Here is an 18,419-nt window from a genome sequence, read left to right on the forward strand (position 1 = left end):
GCCCGCGCACTGACCGGCGAATTCGCCTTTATCGAGGCGCTGCGCGCCCTCGCCCGCGATCCGGCGGCGCGGGGGCTGCGCGATGATGCGGCGGTTTTGCCCTTTGGCGGCGAATTGCTGGTGTTGACCCATGACACGATGGTGGCGGGTCATCATTTCCTGCCCACCCAAGACCCTGCCGATGTGGCATGGCGTCTGGTGGCCACCAACATTTCCGACCTAGCCGCCAAGGGCGCGCAGCCGGTGGGTGTGTTGCTATCCTATCAATTGACCGGCGACGAAGCGCGCTTTCTGGAAGGGCTGCATCAGGCCTTGGCACATTATAACGTGCCCCTGCTGGGCGGGGACACGGTGGCTTCCAGTGGCGCGCAAGTGCTGGGCCTGACCGCTCTGGGCCGTGCCTCCCATCGCCCTGTGCCCGCGCGAGATGGCGCGCATGTGGGCGATGGCATTTACCTGAGCGGGCCGGTGGGCGGGGCGATGATGGGGTTTGAGGCTCTACAGGCCGGTAGTCAGGATGAGGCGCTCACCCTGCCCTATCGCCGCCCGCAGGCGCATCTGGCGCAGGGTATCGCCTTGGCGCCCCATGTCAGCGCGATGATGGATGTGTCGGACGGGTTGCTGCTGGATGCGGCAAGGCTGGGCAAGGCTTCTGGCGTAACGATGGCGCTGGACAGCACCGCCGTGCCTCTGGCCGCGCCGGAAAGCCGCCGCGCCGATGCCTTGCGCTGGGGCGATGATTACCAATTGCTGTTCACCGCCAGCGGCCCCCTGCCTGTGCCTGCTTTCCGCATTGGCACGGTAATGGCGGGAGATGACCCTGTGCTGCTGGATGGCGCTGTGCCAGAGGGCAATCTGGGCTACATGCACTGATCCATTTACGCTTCCTTCGCCCTTGGCGCGTTAGGAGGAAGTGATGCGACAATCCCCCTCCCCCACATGGCGCGCGGTGCCTTGGCAGGCCATGCAGACGCCTGATGCCGTGGCGGCATGGGAAGCGCTGGCCTTGCGTGCGGTGGAGCCTAATCCCTTTTTTGAAAGCTGGTTCTTGCTGCCCGCGCTTGAGGGGCTGGATCGGCAGGGCAAGGTGGAACTGTTGCTGCTGGAAAATGGCGGGCAATGGCTGGGCCTGATGCCGGTGGTTCGGCAGGCGCGCTATTATGGGCGACCTATCCCCCATCTGTCGGGCTGGATGCATCCCAATGGCTTGATCGGGGCGCCTTTGGTGGCGGCGGGGATGGAGATCGCCTTTTGGCGGGCGCTGCTGGCATGGGCCGATGCGCAGGGGGGAATGAGCCTGTTTCTGCATCTGGCCGACCTGCCGCTGGAGGGTGCGCTAGCCGAAGGATTCCGGCAGGCCTTGGCAGAGGATGGTCGCCGCGCCACGCTGGTGGCGCAGAGAAATCAGGTTATGCTGCGCAGCAATTTGGCGCCAGAAGCCTATTATGAAGCCACCGTTTCAGGAAAGAAGCGCAAGGAATACAGGCGACAAGCCAACAGACTTTCGGACTTGGGCGAAGTGCAATTCTGCCGCCAGAGCGATGCCGAAAATGTGGACGCATGGGCGCAGGACTTCCTCGACCTGGAAGCCGCAGGATGGAAAGGCAAGGCAGGTTCCGCCCTTGCCAGCGCCGCCCATACCGAACAGCTCTGGCGCAAAGCCTTGCATGGTGCAGCGCAGCGTGGCAGGCTGGAACGACTGAGCCTCACCCTAAACAACCGCCCCATCGCCATGCTGGCCAGTTTCATCACCCCGCCCGCCGGTTTCATGTTCAAGACCTGCTTTGACGAAAGCCTCGCCGCTTTCTCCCCCGGCGTACTGCTCCAGCGCGAAAATCTCGCCATGTTAACCCACCCCCATGTCCAATGGGTGGACAGTTGCGCCGATGAAAGCCACCCGATGATCCCGCACCTATGGCGCGAGCGGCGGCGGATCGGGGCAGTTTCCATCGCCATTGGCGGCGGATTGCGGCGGGCTGTGTTTGCGCCTTTGGCGATGCGGGAGCGAGTGGGAGACGTCTGAATTTGCCTGCGTTGGGTTTTTAGAAGGTGCCTCCGGCGGGCAAAGGGCGGGGGCCCTTTGCAATCCCTTGAATGGGTTAAGATAGAATGGCGGCTATGCGCATAGCCGAAGCGCCGCAGGCTTTATAAACCGCTTCGCGGAAAGGCGCTGCATGGCAAGCTTGGCACCGATATTGATGGGTTTGCAAAGGGCCCCCGCCCTTTGCCCGCCGGAGGCACCTTCCAAAAACCTCAAGGATGGTAATAATCAAACACCGTCCGCGCCACTGCCTCGGACACACCGGGCGCGCGCATCAAATCCTCCAGAGCCGCCGCCCGCACCCTGCTGGCCGTGCCGAAATGCAAGAGCAAAGCCCGCTTGCGCGCAGGGCCAATGCCGGGAATTTCATCCAGCGGACTGGCCGTGATCGCGCGGCTGCGCTTGTCACGGTGGGCACCGATGACAAAGCGGTGAACCTCGTCGCGCATACGCTGGAGGTGGAACAGCACCGGCGAATTGACCGGCAGCATCTTCTCGCGCCCGTCGGGGAAATGGAAGACTTCGCGCCCGTCACGTCCATGATGCGGGCCCTTGGCGATGGCGACGAGGTTGACGTCCTCCACCCCGATCTCCTCCAGCGCCGCCTTTACCGCGCTCATCTGCCCCTTGCCGCCGTCGATCAGCACAAGGTCGGGCCATAGGCCCTTGTCGCGATCGGGATCTTCCTCCGCCGCGCGGGAGAAGCGGCGCATCATCACCTCGCGCATCATACCGAAATCGTCGTTGGTCTGGGCCTCGCGGATGTTCCATTTGCGATATTGGCCTTTGATGAACCCCTCCGGCCCCGCAACGATCATCGCGCCAAGCGCATGTGCGCCCTGAATATGGCTATTGTCGTAAACCTCGATCCGCTGTGGATCGTCCAGTTCAAGAAACTCGGCCATCTCGCGCCAGACCTTGGCCTTGCTGCCGCTCTCGGCCATGCGCCGGTCCAGAGCCTCCACCGCATTGCGCGTGGCCTGTTCCACCAATCGCTTGCGCTCGCCGCGCTGCGGGGCCGATATCTCCACCTTGCCTCCCGCCGCATCCTTTAATGCCTCGGCCAAAAGCTCGCTTTCAGGCAAGGCACGATCCAGCAGGATAACCCGCGGCGGCGGCACTTCCTCATAGAATTGCGCAAGGAAACTCTGCAAAACTTCGGCCTCATCCAGCCCTTCGGTGCGCGAGGGGAAGAAGGCGCGGTGCCCCCAATTCTGCCCGCCACGGATGAAGAAGGCCTGTATCCCCATCTGCCCCGCCTTTTGCGCGATGGCAAAGATGTCGGCATTGGGCACACCCTCGGCATTGATCGCCTGACTGCCCTGAATGAAAGTCGCCGCCCGCAAACGATCGCGCAACATGGCGGCGCGCTCAAAATCCAAAGCCTCGGCGGCCTCGCTCATCTGCGCCTCGATCTCGCGCTGCACCGCATTGGATTTGCCGCCCAGAAAATCCTTCGCCTGCCGCACCAGATCGCCATAATCCTTGGCGCTGATCCGCTCGACGCAAGGCGCGCTGCAACGCTTGATTTGATAGAGCAAACAGGGCCGGTCGCGGCGGCTGAAGAAACTGTCGGTGCAGGATCGCAGCAGAAACAGCTTTTGCAGCGCGTTGATTGTGGTGTTGACGCTGCCCGCGCTGGCAAAGGGGCCGTAATAATTGCCCTCTGCCCGCCTTGCCCCGCGATGCTTCATGATGCGGGGAAAATCATGGTCCGACCGCAGCAGGATGAAGGGAAAGCTTTTATCGTCGCGCAAAAGCACATTGTAAGGCGGGCGAAACCTTTTGATCAATTGCGCTTCCAGCAACAAAGCCTCGGCCTCGCTGTTGGTGGTCACAATCGTCATGCTGCGTGTTTGCGCCACCATGCGTTGCAGGCGCAAAGGCAGCCGGTCCACCTGCGTATAATTGGCCACGCGGTTTTTCAGCGCCCGCGCCTTGCCCACATAGAGCACATCGCCGCGCGCATCCTGCATCCGGTACACGCCGGGCCGCAGGGGCAAGGTCGCCTGCACCTCGCGGATCGCCGCCACGCCGGTTTCAAGATCGGGGCGCTCGCCATCGCCACGGATCAGGCTGGTGGCGCGGTCTTCGTGAAAGCGGGTTTCTTCGCGGTCAGGCGGGTTCAGGGCATCCTCGGACATGGCCCTGCCTTAGGCCATCACGCATAAAAAGGGGAGAGGCCTCGCAAGACCTCTCCCCAACCTGTCAGAACATCTTGCGGAATTCGATGTTCAGAATGCGGCCCTGCGGGTCCATATAGGCGGGCAGATAATTGGTCGGCGTATTGCCATTCTGGTCGGTCACGCGCTGGCGCTGGTTGAAAAGGTTCTTGGCGCCAATCGACACGCGTGTATCCTTGAAGAAGGGCGCCTTTTCCACCAGCGACTTTTGCTGCCCAAGATCGGCGAACAGGCGTGCGGTCACCTTGAACAAGGCGCCGAAACGCAGATCGGTGGTGCCGCTGTCGACATGGGTCGGCGCGGTCCACGTGCCGTTGAAACGCGCACCAAAGCCCTTGTAGAAGAAGCCGCCCTCGCCTTCGAGCGAGTGGCGTGCCGTGCCGCTGGCCGACAAAGTGTCACCGCCCAGCAGATTCAGCACCGGCCCGTTTTCCGCCACCAACACGCGGTTCACGAAATTGACCGTGTGATAGAGCGAGATGTTCCAGCGGCCTTCAAACCGCCCTTGCTTGCCACCGGGAGGGCCTCCGGGTCCACCGGGACCGCCACCGCCACCCGGAGGGCCACCAGCACCACCGCCCGGAGGAGGCCCACCGGCCCCGCCACCCGGAGGAGGCCCACCCATCGGTCCACCAAAGGCGCCGCGCGTGCTCTTGATTTCCTTGCCCAGCGTGCCGCCGATGTTCAGACCCCAACGGATATGTTCATCGCGCGTTTCGGCCAGAGTGATCGCGCGGCGATCAATCGCCGTGATCACGCCTGCGCTGTTGCGGGTCACACGGCCGGCAAAGGCCGATTCCAGATCGCTGGTCAGCGTGGTCGGGAAGGCGGAGGTCACATTGTTCGACCGGTTGTTGAAATATTCCACCACCAATCGCGTGGAATCCTGCAAGCCCGGCAGCGTCCAGTTCAGGCCCAGCTTGATGTCATTGCGGCGCTCACGCTGCAGGGCACTGTTACCGCCGGTGGTCACCGTGGCCAGCACAGTCTGCTGCTTCACAAAGTCGTAAACCGAGGCATTATAGGTCACCACCAAGGGCGATCCGAGGTTCGACAGCGAAGGCGCCGCCTCGCTGTAGAGGTAGCTGCCCTGCAGCCCCAGCTTGGTGGTGATGTTCCAGTTGAGCCCGCCATTCCAGTTGGTCAGCCAGCCAAAGTCGGACAGGCGATTGCCGCCAATCGACAGGTTGGCCGAAATATCGCCCAGAAATGCGCCAAATTGCTCGCGGGTGCTGGTGATCGGAATGCCCAGATTGACCTGCGCCGAAGCGTCACCGCGCCGCAGCGAACTGGACACAGCCCCCACCGCATCGCTGGAACCGGCCAGCGCGCTATAGGCAAAGCCGAGCTTACCCGTTACCGCCATCTTGCCCGCTGGCAATTGCACCGGACGGCCCACAATCGTCACCATGCTGGAGACGGTATCGGTGTTGCTGCGCGTGGTCGTGTAACCACCGCTGGGCGAGGTGCCCGAAGCCAACGCCGCCGCCAGCGCCGCGCTGTCCGTCACGCGATTGGCCACCACGGTGGAGGCCTCGACATGGCTGACATCCATCGTGGCCGACAGGTTCCAATTGAGCAGGTTGCGGTTCAGCCCCGCCCCCGCCGAATAGGTATCGGTGCGGGTGTTGGTGGTCAGGGGCCCCGCGAAGGTCCGCACTACGCCGCTGCTGGGCGTATAGGTGTTGAGGCCAGACCAACTCTCGCTATCGGCGCGGCTGAACAGGCCGTTGATGGTCATATTGCCATCAAGACCACCCTTACCGATCGGCGCGGTCAGCGTGCCGTTGAGCGAATAATTCTGCTTGGACGCCACCAAAGTGCGGTAATCGGCGGGCTTGGGGTCACTAGCAACGGTCGGTTGCGTGCCCTGACTGACCCCGCGTTCGCCTTCGGTCAGGCGCGAGGTGGTGTCCGCCTTGGCGGTCAGGTTCAAACGCTTGCCATGGTCGATGCGCAGCAAGGTGGCCGTGCCCTGCGCCGTGCCAGTGCCGCCCGAATCCGAACCGCTATATTCCGCCTCCAGCGAACGGGCCTGAAAATTATCCTTCAGGATGAAATTCACCACGCGCTGATCGGGGCCATAGCCGAAACGCAGCGCCACTTCCTCGGGCAGCACTTCGACCTTGCGGATCGCTTCGGGGGGATAATTCATCATTTCGCGGAAATTGGTGATCCGCTGGCCATTGACCAGAATGACCGGCATCGTCGAACCGCGCCCGCGCCCGCTGCCGGTTTGCGGCGAAATCGCGTCCAGCAGGTCGCTGACCGAGGAGACGCCATAGGCGGCAATGTCTTCCTCGCTAAATTCGGCAATCGGCTTTTGCGGAGCGTCGACCTGACCTTTGATGCGGTCGGCGATCACCACGATTTCCTGCTTCTTGCCCTTGGTGGTCGGATCGGTGGCATCGGCCCCGCCGCCTGCAGCATGGGCCAGGGCCGTCTCGTCCGTGGCCGTGGCATCCACCGGCGGTGCGGCGGCCAGTTCGGGCGCGGGCGCTTGCGCCAAGGCAGGCGCGCCCGCGGCGGCCAAGGCCCAGACCAAGGAGACAGGAATGAGTGACAGCTTCGACAAAATAGGAACTCCCTGAAACAGGGCATGCCTATGGGCGCCCCGTCATCGCAGGGCGGGAATGCAGGAGGCGAGGCCTCCTCGCAAGCGCAGCATTGTATAATATTGTCGCATGGTTGCGACAGGGTGTGTATCAAATGTAACCAACCTATAAACGGCAGGCCAGCTTGGGCTTTCCTTTTGGCACAGTTGCCGCTATGGCGCGCCGCATTCCCTACAAGTTGATACAGAGAACCGAAATCCCGGATGGCAAAAGAAGAACTTCTCGAAATGCGCGGCCAGGTGGTCGAACTGCTGCCCAACGCCATGTTCCGTGTGCGTCTGGAAAATGACCACGAAATCCTTGGCCACACCGCTGGCAAGATGCGCAAGAACCGCATCCGCGTGCTGGTGGGCGATGAAGTGCTGGTGGAACTGACCCCTTACGATCTGACGAAGGGCCGGATCACCTATCGCTTTATGCCCGGTCGTGGCGGCCCCGGCCCCTATTGAGCGACATCATGACGCATCCCACACTGTCGCTGGTGCTGGCCTCGTCCTCGCCGCGACGGCGGGAATTGCTGGGGCGTTTGGGGGTGGAACCCGCCCGCATTGCCAGCCCCGACATTGACGAAACCCCGTTAAAGGGGGAGCGCCCGCGCGCCTACGCCCTGCGTCTGGCGCAGGAAAAGGCGCGGGCGGTGGCGCTGGAGGCTGGCGAGATTGTGCTGGCCGGTGACACGACCGTCGCTGTTGGTCGCCGCATCCTGTCCAAGGCCGAAACGCCCCAAGAACAGCGCCAGATGCTGCAACTGCTGTCGGGCCGCCGTCATCAATGCATCTCCTCGGTTTGCGTGATCGATGCCGATGGCCGCGCCCGCAGCCGCCTGTCCGAAACCATCGTCACCTTCAAACGGATGAGCGAGGATGAGATCGAAGCCTATATCGCCAGCGGAGAAGGCTTGGGCAAGGCGGGCGGCTATGCCATTCAAGGCCGCGCCGAAGCGCTGATCCGATCGATTGCGGGCAGCCATTCGGGCGTGATGGGCCTGCCCCTTTACGAAACCCGCACCTTGCTGCGCGCTGCCGGTCTGGCGCTGGGTTAAACATCATGCGCTGGCTGGTGGAGCAGGGCATTGGCGAAGACCGCGCCCTGTTGGTGTCCGGCGGTGAGGTTTTGGCGGCCAAGCTCGATTGGCCGGCCTCGGCCACTGGCCGCGCTGCGCCGGGGCTGATCGACGAAGCCACGCTTATTATACGCCACGCAGGCTCCAAGCGCGGCATAGTGCGCCTAAGCCATGGCGAGGAGGCCTTGGTCGACCGCCTGCCGCGCGAGGCCTCGCAAGGCGCGCCCTTGCGCGTGATGGTCACCCGCGCGGCTTTGGCCGAAACGGGGCGATTCAAACTGGCCCATACCCGCCCTACCGATAAAGATCCCCGCCCCGCCCCCAGGCTGGCGCAAGTGCTGGACGCCGAAATTGTCCGCCGCTTTCCCGCCGGCCAGTGGGAAGATGTGTGGGAAGAGGCTTGGAGCGGAACGGTCAGCTTTTCCGGTGGCTCGCTGGTGCTGTGCCCCACGCCTGCCATGACGGTGATCGACGTGGATGGCGCCCTGCCCCCACCGGCACTGGCGCTGGCCGCCGCGCAGGCGGTGGCGCGAACGGTGCGCAGAATGGATCTGGGCGGCTCTGTGGGCATAGATTTCCCCACACTGGAGGCCAAGGCTGACCGGCAGGCGGTGGACGCTGCCCTGCAAGCTGGGCTGGACGATTGGCCGCATGAGCGCACCGCGATGAATGGTTTCGGCTTTGCCCAGATCGTGTCGAGGCTGGAGCGCCCCTCACTGCTCGCCCGCCTGCATCATCAAAGGCTGGCCGCTGCCGCCCGCATGGTGCTGCGCCGCGCGGAAAGGGTGGATGAGGCAGGCAGCCTGCTGATCCGGCTGAACCCCATGGTGGACGCCGCCATCCCCGATAACTGGCGCGAGGAATTGGCGCGCCGCACCGGCCGCCGCCTGATCTGGCAGCATGACGAGACACTTGCGCCCGAGGCCGGATTCGCGCAGGCCATTGCCGCATGACGAACAGCAATTTTCGCAAATGCCCCATCTGCGGCAAGCCCCGCAGCGAATCGCATAGCCCCTTTTGCAGCAGCCGTTGCCGCGACCGCGACCTGATGCAGTGGTTGTCCGAAGGCTATGCCCTGCCCGCAGAGCCCGTAAATCCGGCGGTTGATGAAGAAAATTTCCATGACTGAATTTTTTCTCTTGCCAAAGTCGCCACCCTCCCCCATAGGCGCCGGACCGCAGCGACGGTGAGCTTCTAAAGCTTCACTAAATAGCTGAAATGGTTAGATGCCCGGGTAGCTCAGTTGGTAGAGCACGTGATTGAAAATCACGGTGTCGGCGGTTCGATCCCGTCCCCGGGCACCACAGCTTAAGGCTGTTGTCCCTCCCCCAAACAATATACTGCAAAGCCAGTCTACTGGCTGTTTGTCCATTGCAACAAGGCCGCGCGACCTTTGCGTCCGTCGGTGCTGTTGGGGGTATTTTTGGGGGTATCTGTTAATTCCCCAAACCCAATCCCCCCCAATACCCCCAAAGCCGTCACACCAACCCGCGCGGGTCTTCCGTCGGCGCCACCTTGGGTCCCAGCGCCTGCCCGCTGCCCGCCAATTGCTCCAGCGTGTCCCCCTGCAATGGACGCGAGTAGAGGAAGCCCTGAAAATGCTCGCAGCCGCATGCCACAAGGCAATCGCGCTGGGACACGGTTTCCACGCCCTCGGCAATCACGCCCAGATTGAGCGCCTTGGCCAGCTTGATGATCGCCTCTACCAAAGTCACCGAATCGGCCGAACCGCCATCCAGATTGCGCACAAAGGCGCGGTCGATCTTGATCTTGTCGACCGAGAAACGCTGGAGCGAGGACAGGCTGGAATAGCCCGTGCCAAAGTCATCGAGCGCGATGGTAAAGCCTTCCTGTTTGAGCATAATGATATTGTCGCGCGTGGCGGCATCATCACCCAGCAAGACGGTTTCGGTGATCTCGAATTCGTAATTGCGCGCATCAATAGCATTTTCCGCCACCAATCGCGTCACCGCCGCCATAAAGCTGGGCGAACGCAATTGTAGCGCGGACACATTGATCGCCACCGGCAGACCAACCCATTCGCGCGTTTCGGCAAAGACGCGGCGCACGGTAAACTCGCCCAGTTGCGAGATCAGCCCGCTTTCCTCGGCCAGCACCACAAAGACATTGGGGGGAATCGGCCCCTTGGTCGGGTGGTTCCAACGGACCAGCGCCTCGACCCCCATGATCCTGCCCGTTGCGTCCACCTGCGGTTGATAGACCATATGCAGCTGGTCCTGCGCCAGAGCCTCGCGCAGATCGACTTCCATCTGGCGGCGCATCCGCAATGCGGCATCCATTTCCGGCTCGAAGAAGGTGGCGCAGTTACGCCCCTTTTCCTTGGAACTATACAGCGCCAGATCAGCCTGACGGACGATTTCAGACGCAGGGGCGGTCGGATCCGAAATCAGCGTAATACCGACAGAGCAGCCAATCTGTACCGAATTGCCATCAATATCGAACGGGCGTGACAGCGCGCTGATCACCCTTTCCGCCAACAGCGAGGCCCCGTTGGCGCCCGTATGCGGTTGCAGGATGACAAATTCATCGCCGCCGATGCGTGCCACCGTATCGGTATCCCGTACCAGCTCCGCCACGCGCCGCGCGGCCGCGCGGATCAAGGCATCGCCTGCCGGATGGCCCAGCGTATCATTCACTTCCTTGAACCGGTCCAGATCCAGACAATGCACGGCCACTTCCAGCGATTGCCGGTTGGACAAGGAACGCATCTGGTTCAATCGTTCGAACATCAAGGCCCGGTTGGGCAATTGGGTCAAAGTGTCATGGAAGGCCAGATGGCGCGCCTTGGCCTCGGACAGGATCAGGCCGCGCGCATAGCGGGTAACTTCGCGCAGCAAGATGCCGCCCAGCAGCAACAGGATCAGCAGCATGGAAGCCAGGGGCCATTGCAGATTGACCAGCAAATCGCTGCCCGGTTTGCGCGGATGCCAACTCAGCGCCGCAATCGCCCGCCCGCGCGCGTCATAGAGCGGCAAGGTCGCGCGTTCATCACTCTCGCGCAGGTCGATGCCAATGGCCAGATCGGTCACCAACTGCCTCGCGCCGAACCGTTCCAGCAGGCGTTTATCGAAAGGCATGGCCGTCACCACCACCGGCGCATGGCGGGCGGGCAATTGGGCACGGCCAAAATCGGGCTGCACCAGAGTCAGCGCGACCATATAGACGCGACCATTATGGATCGTGATGTTGGTCCGCTGCACCGGTGGCAACAGGGATGCATGCAAAGGCATATCGGGTACAGGCTGAGGACGAGCACCTTCGGCCTGCCGCAATTCGGGCAATATGTCGGCGACAGCCTCCGCAATCGGGGCGGGCATAGCGGGTGTGGGGATCGCCACGCCATTATGGGCGGAAAATTGCAACTTGTCCTGCGCATCCAGCACGAACAGGTCGCTCACCGCGTTCCGGTCGTGGTAATAATGCGCCAGATCATGCTCGGCCCATTGCGGATCGAAGCGGATCGCCAGATGGCGCACGGCATCGTCCGACACCACGCGCTGCTGCACCAGTTCGGTATGCTCGGTAAAGCGGTTGAGATAGCCGCGTTGCGCCGTCTGCTGCTGCTGTTGGCGCGACACAGAATCAAACTGGTGCACCATCACCGTGATGACCAAGGCCAAAACGGCAAACACTGCCACTGCCAACACCAGAACCGGCCGGAACAGGCCCGAACCCATCAAGCGGTTCTGGCGCGCCTTCGCGCTTTTCATCTACACATACCCCACAAGCTGACCCCACAGGCTGGGGAGGCGCGCAGGCGCCCTAACTGTTGCCGCATGACCCTGATTTCTTTAAGCTTCAACGGCTTGCCAAAGCTTGCGCGAGAGCCCCACGTAATAACCGCGAGGAAAACTTGCCAAATGCATGAAGCCGGCTCTGGCTTGCACCAAAACCGGCCTTTCTTGTCACGCGATGCAGATCTGGTTTCGCCCGCCGCGCTTGGCTTTATACAGCGCGGCATCGGCCGCTTCCAAGGCAGCCCTTGGGTCGGAGTAGCCAAACACATCGGCCACGCCGCCAGAGAAAGTTATCCCGCCAATCGGCTCGTCGGTCTTGCGGTTGACGAAATTGCGGTTCGACAATTGCTCGCGCGCATCGTCCAGCTTTTCCATCGCCTCGCGCGGGGACATGCCGCGGAACAGCATCACGAATTCCTCGCCTCCGTGACGGGCAACATGGCAACGCTCGTTTGAAATACGCTGCAACACCGAACCGATGGCCTGAATGACGCGGTCGCCGGTTTCATGGCCATGGGTGTCATTGATCCGCTTGAAATGGTCAATGTCGCAAAAGGCCACGCTCAGCGCCTCGATATTGGCCTGCGCCTCGCGGTAATTGGTTTCCAGCACGCCTTCAAACGCGCGACGGTTGGGCAGACCGGTCAGATGGTCGATCTGGGCATCGCGCTGGGCGCGTTCCAGACTCTTGCGCAGGGTCGAGGCTTCTTCCTCGCTCTTGCGCATGCTTTCTTCCATCGCCTTGGTGCGCTCGATCATCGTGCGGGTCAAATCGGCCAGGCTGGCGATCATCACGCCGGTCGCGTCGGCCTGCACCAGATTGGACGCATGCTCTTCCAAGGCCGACTGATATTGGCCCGTGGCGGCACGGGCGCTGCTGGTCGCCTTGCTGAACCCTTCCAGCCCGCTGTTGAGCCGCGCCAACATCGCCTCGGCCTTGTTGGCCGGACGGTCGCCATCATCATTGCTGGCGCGAATTTCTTCCAGCCATTCCTGCGTAATCTCGCGGTTCTCTTCGCGCATGACCCCAAATTTGCGCGCGAGACGAGGCGAGGAACCGGAAAAAGCGGCATGGGCGGTCAGCAGATTGTCTGCCGTCACTTCCAACCGGTTTTCCAGAAAGAACTCGCGGATGCGGTCGAGCAATTGCTCGCGTCTGGCATCTTCCAGCGAGATGGTTGTCGCGGCCGCGTCGGTCGACGCGGTTTCTGCAGTTGCTGCCGCCCCCATTCTGAACAAGCGCAAGATTATTATCCTTAGGTTCACGCGAAATGCGTTCGCTGCTGTTGCGCTCGTCTTAACCTTGACCGCTTAACCCCCATTTATTCGCTTTTTGCGTATTCGACACAGGCAAAGGGTAAAGCTTCACTTCACATCACGCCAAAACCCAGCAATTCTGCGGAGAATGCATCGCTAACAATCTGATTTCCATAGCTGGTGCCTGCGGTTGCCAGACGCACTGTATCAGGGAAAATTGCTAGGTGTTATCATGTGTTAGTGGAAGGCTCTTTCCCCCACTTACCAGCTCCGGATCAGCGGCCAATCACGCAAAACCGCCCTTGCCGCTAACCAATTGGCAGGGGAGCGGGTAAAATCGCCGCTAACGAAAAAAACCTACGCCTTTTTACCGCGCTTCATGGGCGCAGGGCGTGAATGGCAAATTGACGGAATTGCTCCAGACGAGAATCATCCCTCACCCGTCCCCCGCGCGGCGGTACATCCAGCGCGGCAGCGGTCACAAAACGGATCCGCCATTGCAGCACATCGCTTGATACCTCTGGCAAAGCCTCGCCAAGCCTTGCCGCCACCTGCGCCACGCCATCGGCAAACAGGGCCCAGATTTCTTGCCGCAGTGGCGCAGTGGCGCGGGAGAAGATTTCATCCAGCACGACAATGGCGCGGTAATCCTCGCCCATCGCGGCCGTGGCCCATAAAGGCTGGATCAGGGCCTCGACCGTCTGGGCGAAACCGGCGCCCTGCTCCAGCAAATCCTGCCGCGATTGCGCAATCCTTGACGCATTACGCAGGGCCAATTCACGCAGCAACCCGTCCGATCCACCAAAATGATACCGGATCAGCGCCGAATTGACCCCCGCCAATCCCGCAATCCGCCGCACGCTCAACGCATGAACGCCCTCGCCCACCACCAATTGCTCGGCGGCCAGCAACAGGCGCTGGGCGGTGGAGGTGGCTTCGATTGCGCTGCTCGGGCTCTGGTCCATGGGCCTACCCTAGCAAAGGCAGGCCATGATGCCAGAATTTTAGGATCAGTCCCGCGTTACCGAAGGCACGAACAAATAGCCCTCGTTGCGCACGGTGCGGATAATATCCTCGCTGCCACGCCCACCCGCCAGCTTGCGGCGCAGGCGCGAGAGTTGCACGTCAATCGCGCGGTCATAATGCTCGGTCTCTTCGCCGCGCGACCATTCCAGCAATTGATCGCGCGTCAACACGCGGCGCGGATGTTCGGCAAAGGCACGCAACAGGCGGAACTCGCCATCGGAAAGCGTGATCAACCGGCTTTCCGGATCGAACAGCAGCCGCAGCCCCAGATCCATCCGCCAACCGGCAAAATGCAGGTTCTCGCCCGAATTAGGCTCGCTGGGGTGATCGTCATTGGCCGCCTTGGCCAGCTCGCCGCCCGCCACCTTTTCATGGCGGCGCAGAACGGTGCGGATACGCGCCAGCAATTCGCGCGGGTTGCAGGGCTTGGCCAGATAATCATCCGCGCCCATTTCCAGCCCGACAATCCGGTCCACATCCGTGCCCACCGCCGACAACATGATCACCGGCGGAGCATCGGGCCCCAGATGGCGCAGCGCGGTCAAACCATCCTCACGCGGCATCATCACGTCCAGCACGATCAGATCATAGGCATCGCGCGCCAACATCTCGCGCATCTCGATCGGATCGGCCGCCGTGGCCGTGGCAAAACCATGCTTGCCCAGAAATTCCGAGATCAGCGTGCGGATGCCTTCATCGTCGTCAACGATAAGGATGCGGGTTTCAAGGTCCATGGGGAGGCGTTTTACGTTCATGGCACCAAATTACAAATGCTGTTTGGCCGCCGCGTTTCACCCGAATGCCAAAAATTTCCAAAGCGGAGCGATTTTGGCCAATGTTGCAATCTGCGTGCAACATGCGGGAAATTCACTGGCAAACCATGGAGCGGAAAACCAAACTCATGCAGCGGCAACCCTTTGAGACCTCTCACGGGACCATGCCTTGCGCCACATTGCTGGCGGGCGAAAGCTCCGCACAGAAGCGTAGCGCGGGTTTACAGCCGCTCGACTTGTTCACGTGGGGAGGTTCGCATGCTGCCCTGCGTGTTAAAGGGGCCGTCCGGCGTCATGGTTCACATGTCGCACCCGACCATGGTGTCGGACGGTTCCGGTCGGCCGGTCGTCGGCGTTTTGCAGAGCCATGGCTCGCCTCCCCCCCCCTGTGGCCATGGCTGCACATCTGCAAGACAAGGACGACCGGCTCCCTCCGGCACCCGTATGCTGCCCAAAGCGAAAACTCGCCAAAAACTTCCTTTCGTGGCATGGCACTGGAATATGGGAGTAGTCCATGAACATGCTTAAACCCCGCCAAGTTTCCGGCCTTCCGCTGGGCGTCCAATTGATGGCGTTGCTGGTCTGTGCGCTGGTGGGCGCACAGGCGGTAACACTGGGGCTGACCGTGCTATTCCCGCCCGAACCATCGCGGCAATGGAACCTTGATGACGTGGCGCAGGCCTTGGGCGGCGGCGCGCTGCCCGACCGGCTTGAACGGGTGAGCATGGCAGGCCCGCCCGACATTTCGGCCTCGGGCTGGCTGGTGTCGCAAACGTCTCAGGAAGCTTTGGCCACGCGGTTGCAACGCGCGCCGCATGAGGTGGTGCTGGCCTTTTACACGCAATTGCCGGTGGGCGGCGTGGCCGTCCCCGCCGCGCGCAGCCCCTTGGCCAGCGGCGACCCCTTGCGCTGGCGCAAGATTTTGGACCGCAACCTGACCGTGATCCCCAGCGCACAGGCGGGCACTGGCCCCGGTGGTCCGGGCGGCAGCGGCACCTTGCCCGGCGGCCCGATGCAGGGCGGACGCTTCCCCGGTGGCGGTTTCCCCGGCGGCGGCTTTCCGGGTGGAGGTTTCCCCGGCGGCGCGCCCAAGGGCGGCATCCCCGGTGGCGGTTTCCCCGGCGGCCATGCCGGTGGCCCTGTTGGCAGCCCCGTCGCTGGAATGCCTTCTGGCGTCACCGGTGGCTCCATGCCCGCTGGCATTGGCCCACGCGCTGGCGGACCTTCGGCGGCCATGGCCGCTGGGCGCATGTCCGGTACGCCCAACAGTTCCGCATCCAATGCCGCTGGCAACAATCTGACCAGCAACAGCAATGCTGCAACCACCAGCGTCGGCAGCAGCCAAAAGGCGACAATCGTCGGCACATCTTTGCAAGCGATCACCAGCGGCGGCGCCTCCTCGGGCGCGAATGGCAATGCAGGCCTGTCCGGCCAAGGGGGAGCAAACGGCCCCATGGGCATCAGCGGCATGGGCCAAGCCATGGGCATGATGGCGCAAAACGGCATGGCCCAGCAAGGCATCGGACCGATTGGCCCGATGGGACCTGTTGGCATGGTCGCCACCCCGATCCCCACGCCGACGGCCTCGCTGCCCGCCGCCGATCCCAGCCCCCTGCCACGCGCCAGTTTTGACGCCGATGCCGCGCTTAGCCTGCCCAGCCCGCGCCTGCCTTCGGGCGGTCTGGTCAACACCGACATGGGGCAAGCCGCCATGGCCAAGCCTGCCTCCGTGACGCCCACCGCCAAACCGCAGCCCATCCCCTTCCGCCACGAAACCAGTGGCCTGCTCACCTTGGCCACGCCGCCCTTTATCGAGGGTGATTTCATCGCGGCTGTGCGGCAGAAGGATGGAAGCTGGACTGCGGTCGCCCCGCGCCCAGAACCCTTCCCCAACCGTTGGCAAATGCAGGTGATGGCATGGTTCATCGCCTCCATGGCGATTGTCAGCCCGCTGGCATGGCTGTTTGCCCGCCGTATCGTGCGCCCGTTGGAAGGCTTTGCCCAAGCCGCCGAAGCCTTGGGCCGCGACCCTTCGGCCACGATCATGCCTTTGTCGGGCCCTGCCGAAATTGGCCGCGCGGCTTATGCCTTTAACCTGATGCGTTTTCGCCTGCGCGCCTTTGTCGATGATCGCACCGCCATGGTGGGCGCGATCAGCCACGACCTGCGCACCCCGCTCACCCGCCTGCGTTTCCGCGTGGAGGATGTGCCCGATGAACAGCGCGAGGGTATCCTGAAAGAAGTGACCGAGATGGAGGCGATGATCGCCCATGTGCTGGCCTTCATCCGCGATGCCTCCACGCCGGGCAAGCGCGAGACGGTCGATCTGGCCGAATTGCTGGAAGGTTCGGTCAAGGATGCGCAATTGGTAGGCGGACGGATCGAACTGGAAACCAGCGCGCATCTGTCCGTGGAGGTCGATCCGGTCGGCATCCGCCGCCTGCTGGGCAATTTACTGGAAAATGCGGTTAAATATGGCGAAAAGGCCCGCGTTCGCCTATCCCTGCGCGATGGCGAGGCTGTGGCGGAAATTATCGACTCCGGCCCCGGCATTCCGGAAAATGAATGGGATCACGTGTTCGAACCTTTCTATCGCACCGAAGCCGCCCGCAAATCGGGCAAGCCGGGTAGCGGGCTTGGCCTTGCGGTCTGCCGCTCGATCGCGCGCGCGCATGGTGGCGATGTCGTGCTGGGCCGCCGCGAGGATGGCTTTGTCGCCAGCGTCAGCCTGCCCCTCGTGATGGGCGGGGTTCGGCGCGCGGCATGATCCGGTCCTGCTTGTTGTTGGCGGCGGCCTTGTCCGCCAACCCCGCCTTTGCGCAAACCACGCAGACGACCGCCAATGCCGATGTCGTATCCGTGCCCGCCGCCACCGAGCAACAGGCGCAAATTGTGCCGCAAGCCGAGACGACGACAGTTCAGCAAGGCCCGCAATGGCTGGCCGAAGTGACCAGCGGCTATGCCAAGCGCGATGCGGGGCCTTCGGGCCTTTTCGCCGCGACGGCGCTCAACCGGCGTTTTGGCCGCATGTATGGCCGCGCAGCGCTTACCGCCTATCGCTCCACCATTGAACAGATCGATACCGCGCTGCCCTCCACCTATCTGGTGGGTTCGGTGGGCACCGGCGGCAATTTCAACAATTGGGTATTCGATGTCTGGGCCAGTTGGGGTTGGCAACATTACGGCCAGATCCAGACCAGCCAAGGCCCGCGCCGCAGCAATAGCACCGGCAGCCCCTATGTCTCCTTCGGCTTTGATGCGGGCAAAATCCTGCCTCTGGGCAAAGGGTTCTATCTGACCCCCACGGTGGGCGGCACCTATGCCCACGATCGCTTGCTGCGCCCTTCGCCCAATGTCGAATTCTGGCCCGATTATGAATCGCGTGAGATTGCCTGGACCGGCATGGCCTCAATGCGACTGGACAAGGCCTTTGGCAGCAACCGACAGCATTATGTTGGCGTGGGCGCCAGCTGGCGCGTGACCAACAATGGCCTGTCAGTGCTGGTGGTGCCCCCGATGGATTCTGAGGACCAGAGCTTTTCCACCCGCCATTATGCCGATGGCTGGGGGGAAATTACCGGCAATGCAGGCTTCCGCCTGACCCCATCGCTGCGTCTGGAATTAACCGCGACCCGCAGCATGAAGGCGTTGGCGGGCAATGCGACTACCGCATCGGGCGGGTTTCGGCTGGCGTTTTAAACCC

14 protein-coding genes and 1 tRNA gene are annotated in these 18,419 nt (G+C 62.5%); 9 read left to right on the forward strand and 6 right to left on the reverse strand.

The genetic code is table 11. The features are described 5' to 3' along the window. The first annotated feature begins 9 nt into the window (after positions 1-9). On the forward strand, positions 10-873 hold the full coding sequence (gene thiL / locus EOE18_RS06255; RefSeq protein ID WP_127707290.1) for a thiamine-phosphate kinase: 864 nt from the start codon (positions 10-12) through the stop codon (positions 871-873). 43 nt (positions 874-916) lie between these two features. Next, the gene (locus EOE18_RS06260) at positions 917-2,023 is read left to right on the forward strand and encodes a GNAT family N-acetyltransferase (RefSeq protein ID WP_127707292.1); all 1,107 of its coding nucleotides are present in this window, start codon (positions 917-919) and stop codon (positions 2,021-2,023) included. A gap of 230 nt (positions 2,024-2,253) precedes the next feature. Here the strand turns inward: EOE18_RS06260 and uvrC are convergent, their stop codons facing one another. After that, positions 2,254-4,185, reverse strand: a complete 1,932-nt coding sequence (gene uvrC / locus EOE18_RS06265) for an excinuclease ABC subunit UvrC (protein ID WP_127707294.1) — start codon at positions 4,183-4,185, stop codon at positions 2,254-2,256. A gap of 64 nt (positions 4,186-4,249) precedes the next feature. Next, positions 4,250-6,799: a TonB-dependent receptor gene (locus EOE18_RS18440; protein ID WP_164852674.1), complete on the reverse strand. Its 2,550-nt coding sequence runs from the start codon at positions 6,797-6,799 to the stop codon at positions 4,250-4,252. A 243-nt stretch (positions 6,800-7,042) separates the two neighbouring features. Here EOE18_RS18440 and infA point away from each other — a divergent pair, with 243 nt between their 5' ends. The 5 genes from infA to EOE18_RS06295 all read left to right on the forward strand — a co-directional run bounded on the left by infA (position 7,043) and on the right by EOE18_RS06295 (position 9,206). Next, complete coding sequence (gene infA / locus EOE18_RS06275; RefSeq protein ID WP_127707296.1) at positions 7,043-7,288, forward strand: translation initiation factor IF-1; 246 nt, start codon at positions 7,043-7,045, stop codon at positions 7,286-7,288. A gap of 8 nt (positions 7,289-7,296) precedes the next feature. Then, positions 7,297-7,881 carry a Maf family protein gene (locus EOE18_RS06280; protein ID WP_246027287.1) on the forward strand — a complete coding sequence of 195 codons (585 nt, stop codon included), beginning with the start codon at positions 7,297-7,299 and terminating at the stop codon, positions 7,879-7,881. Positions 7,882-7,886: 5 nt separating this feature from the next. After that, positions 7,887-8,855: a ribonuclease E/G gene (locus tag EOE18_RS06285; protein WP_342772641.1), complete on the forward strand. Its 969-nt coding sequence runs from the start codon at positions 7,887-7,889 to the stop codon at positions 8,853-8,855. Continuing rightward, positions 8,852-9,031: a DNA gyrase inhibitor YacG gene (yacG, locus tag EOE18_RS06290; RefSeq protein ID WP_127707300.1), complete on the forward strand. Its 180-nt coding sequence runs from the start codon at positions 8,852-8,854 to the stop codon at positions 9,029-9,031. Before EOE18_RS06285 ends, yacG begins: the two co-directional genes overlap by 4 nt. A gap of 99 nt (positions 9,032-9,130) precedes the next feature. Further along, positions 9,131-9,206, forward strand: a tRNA-Phe gene (locus tag EOE18_RS06295). Between the two features lie 174 nt (positions 9,207-9,380). On the opposite strand, the gene EOE18_RS06300 is transcribed toward EOE18_RS06295, so the two are convergent. The 4 genes from EOE18_RS06300 to EOE18_RS06315 all read right to left on the reverse strand — a co-directional run bounded on the left by EOE18_RS06300 (position 9,381) and on the right by EOE18_RS06315 (position 14,677). Then, positions 9,381-11,633 carry a putative bifunctional diguanylate cyclase/phosphodiesterase gene (locus tag EOE18_RS06300; protein ID WP_127707302.1) on the reverse strand — a complete coding sequence of 751 codons (2,253 nt, stop codon included), beginning with the start codon at positions 11,631-11,633 and terminating at the stop codon, positions 9,381-9,383. Between the two features lie 195 nt (positions 11,634-11,828). After that, a complete protein-coding gene (locus EOE18_RS06305) occupies positions 11,829-12,905 on the reverse strand; it encodes a GGDEF domain-containing protein (protein WP_246027288.1) in 1,077 nt (358 codons plus the stop codon). 389 nt (positions 12,906-13,294) lie between these two features. Continuing rightward, positions 13,295-13,882: a TetR family transcriptional regulator gene (locus EOE18_RS06310; protein WP_127707304.1), complete on the reverse strand. Its 588-nt coding sequence runs from the start codon at positions 13,880-13,882 to the stop codon at positions 13,295-13,297. 45 nt (positions 13,883-13,927) lie between these two features. Then, complete coding sequence (locus tag EOE18_RS06315; protein WP_127707306.1) at positions 13,928-14,677, reverse strand: response regulator; 750 nt, start codon at positions 14,675-14,677, stop codon at positions 13,928-13,930. Between the two features lie 553 nt (positions 14,678-15,230). On the opposite strand from EOE18_RS06315, the gene EOE18_RS06320 reads away from it, so the two are divergent. Continuing rightward, entirely contained in the window at positions 15,231-17,483 is a 2,253-nt protein-coding gene (locus EOE18_RS06320; protein WP_127707307.1) for an ATP-binding protein, read from the forward strand. Continuing rightward, positions 17,480-18,415 (forward strand): autotransporter outer membrane beta-barrel domain-containing protein, encoded by a 936-nt coding sequence (locus EOE18_RS06325; RefSeq protein ID WP_127707309.1) that lies wholly within the window; start codon positions 17,480-17,482, stop codon positions 18,413-18,415. The genes EOE18_RS06320 and EOE18_RS06325 overlap by 4 nt, the downstream gene beginning before the upstream one ends. The last annotated feature ends 4 nt before the right edge of the window (positions 18,416-18,419 follow it).

It is taken from the genome of Novosphingobium umbonatum, from assembly GCF_004005905.1.
In the GTDB taxonomy this organism is placed as follows: domain Bacteria; phylum Pseudomonadota; class Alphaproteobacteria; order Sphingomonadales; family Sphingomonadaceae; genus Novosphingobium; species Novosphingobium umbonatum.

Coding starts and splice junctions, on each gene's coding strand:
- EOE18_RS06260 (WP_127707292.1), top strand. CDS start 917: ATGCGACAATCCCCCTCCCCCACATGGCGCGCGGTGCCTTGGCAGGCC.
- uvrC (WP_127707294.1), bottom strand. CDS start 4,185: ATGTCCGAGGATGCCCTGAACCCGCCTGACCGCGAAGAAACCCGCTTT.
- infA (WP_127707296.1), top strand. CDS start 7,043: ATGGCAAAAGAAGAACTTCTCGAAATGCGCGGCCAGGTGGTCGAACTG.
- EOE18_RS06280 (WP_246027287.1), top strand. CDS start 7,297: ATGACGCATCCCACACTGTCGCTGGTGCTGGCCTCGTCCTCGCCGCGA.
- EOE18_RS06285 (WP_342772641.1), top strand. CDS start 7,887: ATGCGCTGGCTGGTGGAGCAGGGCATTGGCGAAGACCGCGCCCTGTTG.
- yacG (WP_127707300.1), top strand. CDS start 8,852: ATGACGAACAGCAATTTTCGCAAATGCCCCATCTGCGGCAAGCCCCGC.
- EOE18_RS06300 (WP_127707302.1), bottom strand. CDS start 11,633: ATGAAAAGCGCGAAGGCGCGCCAGAACCGCTTGATGGGTTCGGGCCTG.
- EOE18_RS06310 (WP_127707304.1), bottom strand. CDS start 13,882: ATGGACCAGAGCCCGAGCAGCGCAATCGAAGCCACCTCCACCGCCCAG.
- EOE18_RS06315 (WP_127707306.1), bottom strand. CDS start 14,677: ATGGACCTTGAAACCCGCATCCTTATCGTTGACGACGATGAAGGCATC.
- EOE18_RS06320 (WP_127707307.1), top strand. CDS start 15,231: ATGAACATGCTTAAACCCCGCCAAGTTTCCGGCCTTCCGCTGGGCGTC.
- EOE18_RS06325 (WP_127707309.1), top strand. CDS start 17,480: ATGATCCGGTCCTGCTTGTTGTTGGCGGCGGCCTTGTCCGCCAACCCC.